General features: G+C 71.1%; 5 protein-coding genes and 1 pseudogene. 5 read left to right on the top strand and 1 reads right to left on the bottom strand.

The window, feature by feature from the left end; genetic code table 11:
- A pseudogene (locus tag AC1DY2_RS15180) lies at positions 1-249 on the bottom strand (hypothetical protein); the annotation flags it as partial.
- 246 nt (positions 250-495) lie between these two features.
- Here AC1DY2_RS15180 and AC1DY2_RS15175 point away from each other — a divergent pair.
- From AC1DY2_RS15175 to AC1DY2_RS15155, 5 genes are read left to right on the top strand one after another with little or no spacing between them, the layout of a single operon-like run.
- A complete protein-coding gene (locus AC1DY2_RS15175; protein ID WP_476763186.1) occupies positions 496-1,710 on the top strand; it encodes a YihY/virulence factor BrkB family protein in 1,215 nt (404 codons plus the stop codon).
- Between the two features lie 9 nt (positions 1,711-1,719).
- Entirely contained in the window at positions 1,720-2,559 is an 840-nt protein-coding gene (locus AC1DY2_RS15170; RefSeq protein WP_476763185.1) for an exodeoxyribonuclease III, read from the top strand.
- 47 nt (positions 2,560-2,606) lie between these two features.
- Positions 2,607-3,617: a tryptophan--tRNA ligase gene (gene trpS / locus AC1DY2_RS15165; RefSeq protein ID WP_476763184.1), complete on the top strand. Its 1,011-nt coding sequence runs from the start codon at positions 2,607-2,609 to the stop codon at positions 3,615-3,617.
- 1 nt (position 3,618) lies between these two features.
- Positions 3,619-4,197, top strand: a complete 579-nt coding sequence (locus AC1DY2_RS15160) for a GNAT family N-acetyltransferase (RefSeq protein WP_476763183.1) — start codon at positions 3,619-3,621, stop codon at positions 4,195-4,197.
- Positions 4,194-4,967, top strand: coding sequence for an HAD family hydrolase (locus AC1DY2_RS15155; RefSeq protein ID WP_476763182.1), 774 nt, complete (start codon positions 4,194-4,196; stop codon positions 4,965-4,967). The genes AC1DY2_RS15160 and AC1DY2_RS15155 overlap by 4 nt, the downstream gene beginning before the upstream one ends.
- The last annotated feature ends 64 nt before the right edge of the window (positions 4,968-5,031 follow it).

Raw genomic sequence — 5,031 nt, 5'->3', positions numbered from 1 at the left:
GGACTCCGGGGTCGCGGCCGGCGGCGCCTCAGGCTCCACGGCCGGTTCGGGCGCGGGCTCGGAGACCGGGTCGGTGGCGGCGGGCTCGGCGGCCGGCTCAGCCGTGGGCTCCGGGGCGACGGATGCCTCGGTCGCGACCGGATCGGCCGGGAGCTCGTCTGCGGCAGCCAACATGGGCGCGCCGAAGAGCACGAGTGCGYCGACGACGGCGCCGGCCAGTGTGGTGCGGATGCCTCCGCGGGCACGCATTCCGATGGAATGGCGCGCCCGACGGGTATTCCTCATCGGGTACATGACAGCTCCAGGATCGGGTTGGGAGCCGGCTCGGGTAACGGGTCAGCATCGCCAGTCTGCGCCCGTGACTCAGCGCATTCCAAGGATTTCTCGGATTTGTCCCCCGAAGACGGGGCCACCCTCGGGCGCGACATGGGGACCGGTCTGCTGCCCCGTCGAGCCGCATCCGCCGCCCCGCCGACGGGTCGCTAGTCTGGAGCCGTGAGCGAGCGCACCCCGATCGACGACGATCCGCTGGGGACCGCGCCGCCGCATCCGGTCTCGCGCAATGAGGCCTTCAAGGAGCGGTTCGAGGAACCGATCAGCCGGGTCAGCGACCTGACGCAACGCACCATGGCGCTGTTCCCGGTGCGCGTGTGGCGGCACTTCCTCGCTCGCAACGGCTTCCTGCTCTCCTCGGGCATGAGCTACCAGGCGCTGTTCGCCATCTTCGCCGCCGTCTACGTCGTGTTCGCCGTCGCGGGCATCTGGCTCACCGCCGACTCGCAGACCCTCAACGCCTTCATCGCCCTGCTCAACTCCTATGCGCCGGGGCTCATCGGCGACGACGGCCTCATCTCGACCGACGACCTCTACGCGATCGCGACGACGAGCACGAGCCTCTTCGGCTGGACGGGCGCCGTCGCCCTCGCGGGCCTGATCTGGACGGCCATCGGCTGGATCACGTACTCGAGGATCGCGGTGCGCAGCATCTTCCTGCTGCCGAAGGACACCCGCGCCTACGTGCTGCTGAAGACGCGCGACTTCATCGTCGGGCTCCTGTTCGGCACGATCCTGCTGGCCGCGACCGTGCTCACGGTGGCGACGACCTCGCTCTGGACCTGGCTGGTCGCACTGCTCCACCTGTCACCCGACTCGGTGTGGTCGAACCTCCTGTTCCAGGCCGGATCGATGCTGGTCGTCTTCGTGATCGACGCCGCCGCGCTGGCGGTGCTGTTCCGCTTCCTGTCGGGCGCCGCGATGCCGTGGCGTCGGATGTGGGTCGGGTCCCTGCTCGGCTCGGCGGCGCTCACCGTGCTGCAGCTGCTCGGCGGACTGGTGATCACCGGCGCCGGGAAGAACCCGCTGCTCGCGACCTTCGCGGTCTTCATCGCACTGCTGCTCTGGTTCCGCCTCACCGGCATCGTGATCCTCGTGGCCGCCAGCTGGATCGCGGTCGAGGCCTTCGACCACAACGAGACGCTTCGCCGGGTCACGCCCGAGCAGCTCGTCGAGGAGGAACGCGTCCGCGAGCAGGAGGCGCTGCTCACGGCGGCGCAGGTGCGGGTCAGAGAGGCCAGGGCCGAGCTCGAGCGGGCCGGCTGGTTCGAGCGGATCCCCGCTCGCCGCCGACTCTCGCGGGCTGAGGGCGAGCTCGCCCGTCTCGAGGCGGCCGCCGCCCCACCGGCAGCCGGCGACGTCGGAGGGCTCCCGTAGGATCGAAGCATGCCCTCAGCGAAACCGCTCCGTGTCGCCAGCGTCAACGTCAACGGGGTCAGGGCGGCATTCCGCCGGGGCATGGGCGAGTGGCTCGACGGCCGTGACGTCGACATCCTCGCGATGCAGGAGGTGCGGGCGTCCACCGAAGACCTCCAGGCGCTGCTCGGCGACGACTGGGACATCCTGCACGACCCCGCCACGGCGAAGGGGCGCGCCGGCGTCGCGATCGCGAGCCGCAACCGCGCGAGCATCCACCGCGTCGAGCTCGGCGCACCCGACTTCGACAGCGCAGGGCGCTGGCTCGAGGCCGATTACGAGGTCGGCGACCGCATCATCACCGTCGTCAGCGCCTACGTCCACTCGGGCGAGGCCGAGACCGCGAAGCAGGTGGAGAAGTACCGCTTCCTCGACGCCATGGAGGCGCGCCTCCCCGAGCTCGCCGCGCACTCCGAGCTCGCGCTCGTCGTGGGCGACCTGAACGTCGGGCACCGCACGCTCGACATCCGCAACTGGAAGGGCAACGTCAAGCGCGCCGGCTTCCTCCCCGAGGAGCGGGCCCACTTCGATCGCTTCGTCGGCGCCGAGGGCGACGACGACTACAACCGCGGCGGCGGCCTCGGCTGGATCGACGTCGGCCGACGCTTCGCCGGCGAGGTCGACGGCCCCTATTCGTGGTGGTCGTTCCGCGGCAAGGCCTTCGACAACGACACCGGATGGCGCATCGACTACCAGCTGGCCACGGCGCCGCTCGCCGATCTCGCCCTCTCCTACGGCATCGACCGCGCCGCGACCTACGACGCGCGGTTCTCCGATCACTCGCCGGTCGTCGTCGACTACGACCTCTGACCCGCGCTCCCACGACTCCACGACCACGTGACAAGGACCCGCACCGCATGACCACCTCCCGTCCCGTCGTCTTCTCCGGCATGCAGCCGTCGAGCGACTCCCTGCACCTCGGCAACTACCTGGGAGCGCTCGTCAACTGGGTCGCCCTGCAAGACGAGTACGACCCCATCTACTGCGTGGTCGACCTGCACGCGATCACCGTTCAGCAGGATCCCGCGGCGCTCCACGCCAACGTGCGCCGAACCGCCGCGCAGTACCTCGCGTCGGGGGTCGACCTCGAACGTTCGACGCTCTTCATCCAGTCGCACGTGCCCGCTCATGCCGAGCTGGCGTGGGTGCTCGGCACCCTCACGGGCTTCGGCGAGGCGAGCCGCATGACGCAGTTCAAGGACAAGTCGGCCAAGCAGGGGGCGGATGCCACGACGGTGGGCCTGTTCACCTACCCGGTGCTCATGGCGGCCGACATCCTGCTCTACGGCACCCAGCTCGTGCCCGTCGGTGACGACCAGCGCCAGCACCTCGAGCTCACGCGCGATCTCGCGGGTCGCTTCAACTCGCGCTACGGCGAGACGTTCGTGGTGCCCGAGGCCCTCATCCCCAAGGAGTCGGCGCGCATCTACGACCTGCAGGAGCCGACGGCGAAGATGTCGAAGTCCGCCGCCTCCGAGTCGGGTCTCGTGAAGCTCATGGACGATCCCGCGGTCACCGCGAAGAAGTTCCGGAGTGCCGTCACCGACACCGGTCGCGAGGTGCGATACGACCCGGCCGAGAAGCCGGGCATCTCGAACCTGCTCGACATCCTGGCCGCGATCACGGGGCGCCCCATCACCGAGCTCGAGGCCGAGTACGACGGCCGCGGCTACGGCGACTTCAAGAAGGACGTCGCCGACGCGGTGGTCGACCGCCTGGCGCCCATCCGGGCGCGCACGCTCGAGCTGCTCGAAGACCCGGCGGAGCTCGATCGGTTGCTCGCGATCGGAGCGGAACGGGCGAGCGAGCGGGCCGAGCGCATGCTCGCCGCGGCGTACGACCGCGTCGGCTTCACCCGCCGGGCGTAGCGTGCGACCGGTCACCCTGCGCACGGCGCGGCTCACCCTCGACGAGCCCCGCCTCGCCGATGCCGAGCTCGTGACCGAGTACTGCCAGGATCCGTTGTTCGAGCGGTACCTCACGACGCCGTGGCCCTACACGAGGGCTGACGCCGACGCATTCCTCGGATCGTATGTGCCCGAGTCGTGGGCGAGCGGCCGGGAGCTGACCTGGGCGATCCGAGACGTCGACGGCGGGCCGGTGATGGGCATGATCAGCGTGCGCGAGGCGCAGCACGAGCTGGGCTTCTGGCTGGGTGCCGCACACCGGGGCAGCGGCCTCATGAGCGAGGCCGCCACGGCCGTCACGGAGTGGGTGCTGGCCGGCGGCATCCGCGGCGCCACCTCGTTGATGTGGCGCGCCGTCGAGGGCAACACCGCCTCGGCGAGGGTGGCGCGTGCCGCGGGATTCCGCCGCATCGAGCCCGTCGCGCCGACCGTGCCGACACGCGACGGCGGCACGTTGCCCGCGTGGCACGCGGTGCGCACGGAGCCCGTCGATCCGCGCGTCCACGAGAGCTGGCGCCCGATCCTCGGCGGCGATCGATGACCTCGCCGGCAGCCGCCCCGACGGCGACCCCGGTCGTGCTCTTCGACCTCGACGACACGCTCATGGYGCATCGCGAGGCGGTCGCGACGGGCATCGCCCGTCACATGCGCGCACGTGCATATCAGGGCGACGAGCGAGCAGCCGCGCAGCGCTGGCACCAGCTGGAGGAGCAGCACTACACCTCCTATCTCGAGGGCTCCCTGACGTACGAGGGCCAGCGCCGCGCCCGAGCCGCCGCCTTCGCCGAGGCATTCGGCGAAGACCTCGACGAGGCCGCGGCGACCGCCTGGTTCGGGGAGTACGTCCGGCACTACCGCGACGCATGGACCCTGCACGACGACGCGCTGCCCGCGCTCGACGCGATCGCCGCCGCGCTGCCGAGCGTGCGCTACGGCATCATCACGAACGGCGAGCTCGCGTTCCAGACCTCGAAGGTCGAGCGGCTGGCGCTGCAGGCGCGCATGGAGCACGTCGTCGCCTCGGGCGACGTGGGCATCGCGAAGCCCGACGTGCGCATCTTCCACGAGGCGCTCCGGCGCTTCAGCGGCACCGCGCCGGTCTCGGCCGGCGCATACGTCGGCGACCGCCTGCGCACCGACGCCATCGGCGCCGCCCGTGCCGGGCTCCTCGGCGTCTGGCTCGATCGCCACGGCGTCGAACCGGTCGCCGCCGACGCCGCCGAGGCCGACGAGGKGGGCGTCGTGCGCATCCGAGGACTCGACGAGCTCCCGGCCCTGCTCGCGCAGCACCTCGGCCGACCGAACGCATAGGGCGCAGCACCTCCGCGCGAGAGCACGACCCGAGAACGAGGAACGGGCCGGACGCACCCCCATG

It is taken from the genome of Agromyces sp. P1_H4, assembly GCF_056405255.1.
Note: the sequence above shows the minus strand (reverse complement) of the source record. Positions and strands in the feature narration are given on the sequence as shown.